Genomic DNA, 3626 nt, shown 5'->3' on the forward strand with positions numbered 1-3626 from the left:
TCGTTTGCGCGAAGAGTACTTCAGCAGCCTGTTAGGAGATGTTCCATGTGTGATGATCGGTACTATCGGTCCCTGGTGAATCGCTTCTGCCCTAATGCCTCACCTAGCGGGAGAGTGCATGCGTAGCAGACCAGTTAGAGCCAGGATGGAGCTGCGTCATTTGCAATGCTTCCTGGCCGTCGCAGAAGAGCTTCATTTCACGAGGGCGGCCGAGAGATTGCACATCGAGCAGTCGCCGTTATCTCGTGCGATCAGAGAACTGGAAGAGGATCTCGGGGTACGGTTGTTTGTGCGCACCACCCGTAGTACACGCCTGACTCGAGCGGGTCAGCTGTTCTTAAAGCACGTACGGCGTGTCTTCGCCGCTGTGGAGCAGGCGCGCGACAGCGTACAGGCAGTCGCTAATGGATTTGACGACCAGTTGCGCATCGTCTTGTCAGACTCTAGCGCTCGATTGCGTCTACCAGCTTTGCTTGCGCTGTGGCGGCAGGAAGAACCGGAGGTCGAAGTTCGACTATACGAAGCACCGTTGTCGCAGCAGATCAGGGGACTACACGATGGTCTATACGACGTGGGCTTCTCCCTGACCGACGACGTCGGCGATGGCCTCATTGCACATCCTCTTTGGAACGAGCCTCTCGTGGTAGCGGTACCGCCGCGCCATCCGTTGCTTGCTTATAAATATATTCCGCAGGAGGAGCTACTGCGCTATCCGTTGGTGCTCTTTGACCCCCAAGCGTACGAGGGGCATGCTCGTCTGGTCGATCGTTTACTGCGCCGGCTGGATCAGGAGCCGCTGGTCGCGGACCGGGTTTCGTCGCTCGACTTGATGATGACATTGGTATCCGCAGGCCTTGCATTGGGCCTGACCGGCTTGTCACAAGTTCTCGCGAGCAGAGAGTCCGGGGTCGTGGCGCGTCCGATGATGGGGCAAGTGCCCAGGGTCATAACCTACCTGCTGTACCTGGATGCGGTGCCATCAGAGGCCCTGACTCGCTTTATCGAGCGGGCAAGCGCCGTCGAGTCTCCTGCATGTGTCGAACCTGTCCATGAATCCCGATTTGACCTCGAGGAGGATGTTGAGCCATGAAGAGAACCACGTCGATCTTGTTTGCTCTGATTTTGGTGGCATGTGGCCGCGCTGGACCGCCAGAGACGGTGGAATCGTTGGTTGCCAATCCCAAACGGCTGGAGGAACTTCGCGGGCAGTGCAGGTTGGATCGGGCCAAGCTCGGCGATGCGCTTTGCAATCGGGTGGCCGAGGCAACGAATCGGCGCTTCTTCGGCGATGGCAACACACCCTATACGCCCCCGAAGCATGTGCCGAGGTTCTAAGCGTCGGCACACCGCCACGATTCCCGTGAGTTTTTTGCCGGTGCGCCGCAACCCGCTTTCGCTTGCGATGCTACTACCGGGTTGTCTTTGGCAGGAATTCTCGCAGTTTCCGAGATCTTTATTCCGATATCGGTCTTTGACGGGTCCCTCGTTCAGGCCCGAACCTCGTGCCTGACGCGCGATGTTGTGCGGATTTCGCGAGGTGTCTGTGCAGGAGAAAGCGGAAGCAAGGACGCAGGGCCAGGGCGTGCTGTTTGGGCAGATTGCGGTTGTGCTTGGCATCGTGATCGCCGGCGTATGGGGCGCTACACAGTGGACGGCCGCCGCCCTCGGCTACAAGGCACGCCTTGGCGCGCCCTGGTTTGACCTCTTCGGCTGGCCGGTCTACCACCCATGGCGTTTGTTCGAGTGGTGGTTCTACTACGATGCCTATGCGGCGCACGTGTTCGACACCGGTGGCGCGATGGCAGCCGGCAGCGGGCTGCTCGCTGTCCTCGTCGCCATCGGCATGTCAGTCTGGCGTTCACGGCAATCGACATTGGTGACGACCTACGGCTCTGCCCGCTGGGCGACGGCCGTCGATATCCGTAAGGCTCGACTTACCGAGCCTGCGGGCGTCTTTCTTGGCCGGCATGACGACCAGTACCTGCGCCACGAAGGGCCGGAGCACGTCCTGGCCTTCGCGCCAACGCGCTCCGGCAAAGGTGTCGGCCTGGTGGTGCCGACACTTTTGAGTTGGCCCGCATCCGCCGTGATCCACGACATCAAGGGGGAAAACTGGCAGCTCACCGCCGGCTGGCGTTCGCGCTTTTCGCACTGCCTTGTGTTCAACCCGACGGATCCGCGGTCAGCGGCTTATAACCCCCTACTCGAAGTCCGGCGCGGCACGCATGAGGTGCGCGACGTGCAGAACATTGCCGACATCCTGGTCGATCCCGAAGGGGCGCTGGAGCGGCGCAATCACTGGGAGAAGACCAGCCATGCGCTGTTGGTGGGGGCCATCCTGCATGTGCTTTACGCTGGCAAAGACAAGACACTGCGCGGTGTCGCTGGCTTTCTCTCGGACCCCGACTCGCCTTTCGAGCTGACGCTGCATCGGATGATGACGACGCCGCACCTGGGCGATGTACCGCATCCCGTCGTCGCTTCGGCCGCACGTGAGGTGCTGAACAAGAGCGAGAACGAACGCTCGGGCGTCCTGTCCACCGCGATGAGCTTCCTCGGACTGTACCGCGACCCCACGGTGGCGGAAGTCACCTCGCGTTGCGACTGGCGAATCGCCGACTTGATTGCCGCGCAGCATCCGGTGTCGCTGTACCTGGTGGTGCCACCATCGGACATCAGCCGTACCAAGCCGCTGGTGCGGCTGATCCTCAACCAGATCGGCCGGCGGCTCACCGAGTCACTCGACGGCAGCGACGGTATTGCACGCCGTCACCGGCTGCTGCTGATGCTTGACGAGTTCCCGGCGCTGGGTAGGCTTGACTTCTTCGAGACGGCGCTCGCCTTCATGGCCGGCTACGAAATTCGCAGTTTCCTGATCGCGCAATCGCTTAACCAGGTCGACAGAGCCTACGGTCAGAATCATTCGATCCTCGATAACTGCCACGTCCGGGTGACGTTCGCCACCAACGACGAGCGCACGGCCAAACGTATCTCCGAGACGCTGGGCACGGCCACCGAACTGCGCGCACAGCGCAACTACGCCGGCCACCGGCTCGCACCGTGGCTGGGCCACCTGATGGTGTCGCGGCAGGAGATGGCCCGGCCGCTGCTAACGCCCGGTGAGGTGATGCAGCTCCCGCCGGACGATGCTGTGGTGATGGTAGGGGGCTGCCCGCCGATCAAGGCCAAGAAGCTTCGCTACTACGCGGATGCCAATTTCAAGGGGCGTGTGCTGTCGCCGCCCACGCTCGCGGCAGGCCGCTACGCTGACGCGCCACCGGCCCGTCCCGACGACTGGAGCGGTTTGGCGATGCCTGCCGTATCCGTAGCTTCGGCCGTCGTGGAGGGGGCAACCAGCGAAGCCGCCGCTGCCGACGACGGTGGTCAGCGCCGACAGGCGGAATTGTCCGAGGCTCCGTTCTACAGCGCGGAACGACAGACGCCGGCCAACGACTTGGCACTGCTGGATGACGACGAGCCGTTATCCCTTACAGGCGCCGTCGATCCGGCCATGCGACGCACAGCGCGGCTGGCAAGCCTGGATCCCAACGACGGAATCGACCTATGAGCCAATACCGCCTGAACTTGTTCATTTCCCCCGAACATGCCAAACGCCTGGACGAATT

At 61.9% G+C, this 3626-nt stretch carries 3 protein-coding genes; all 3 read left to right on the forward strand.

The genetic code is table 11. The annotated features are described in order from the left end of the window. The first annotated feature begins 145 nt into the window (after window positions 1–145). The 3 genes from CF68_RS22280 (at window position 146) to CF68_RS22285 (ending at window position 3568) form a co-directional block, all read left to right on the forward strand. On the forward strand, window positions 146–1090 hold the full coding sequence (locus CF68_RS22280) for a LysR family transcriptional regulator (RefSeq protein WP_051591628.1): 945 nt from the start codon (window positions 146–148) through the stop codon (window positions 1088–1090). Beyond that, entirely contained in the window at window positions 1087–1335 is a 249-nt protein-coding gene (locus CF68_RS36400) for an EexN family lipoprotein (RefSeq protein WP_084187381.1), read from the forward strand. The genes CF68_RS22280 and CF68_RS36400 overlap by 4 nt, the downstream gene beginning before the upstream one ends. 208 nt (window positions 1336–1543) lie before the next feature. Beyond that, window positions 1544–3568, forward strand: coding sequence for a conjugal transfer protein TraG (locus tag CF68_RS22285; protein WP_035823002.1), 2025 nt, complete (start codon window positions 1544–1546; stop codon window positions 3566–3568). Window positions 3569–3626: the final 58 nt, after the last annotated feature.

The sequence above is a fragment of the Cupriavidus sp. SK-4 genome (assembly GCF_000611125.1).
GTDB lineage: Bacteria > Pseudomonadota > Gammaproteobacteria > Burkholderiales > Burkholderiaceae > Cupriavidus > Cupriavidus necator.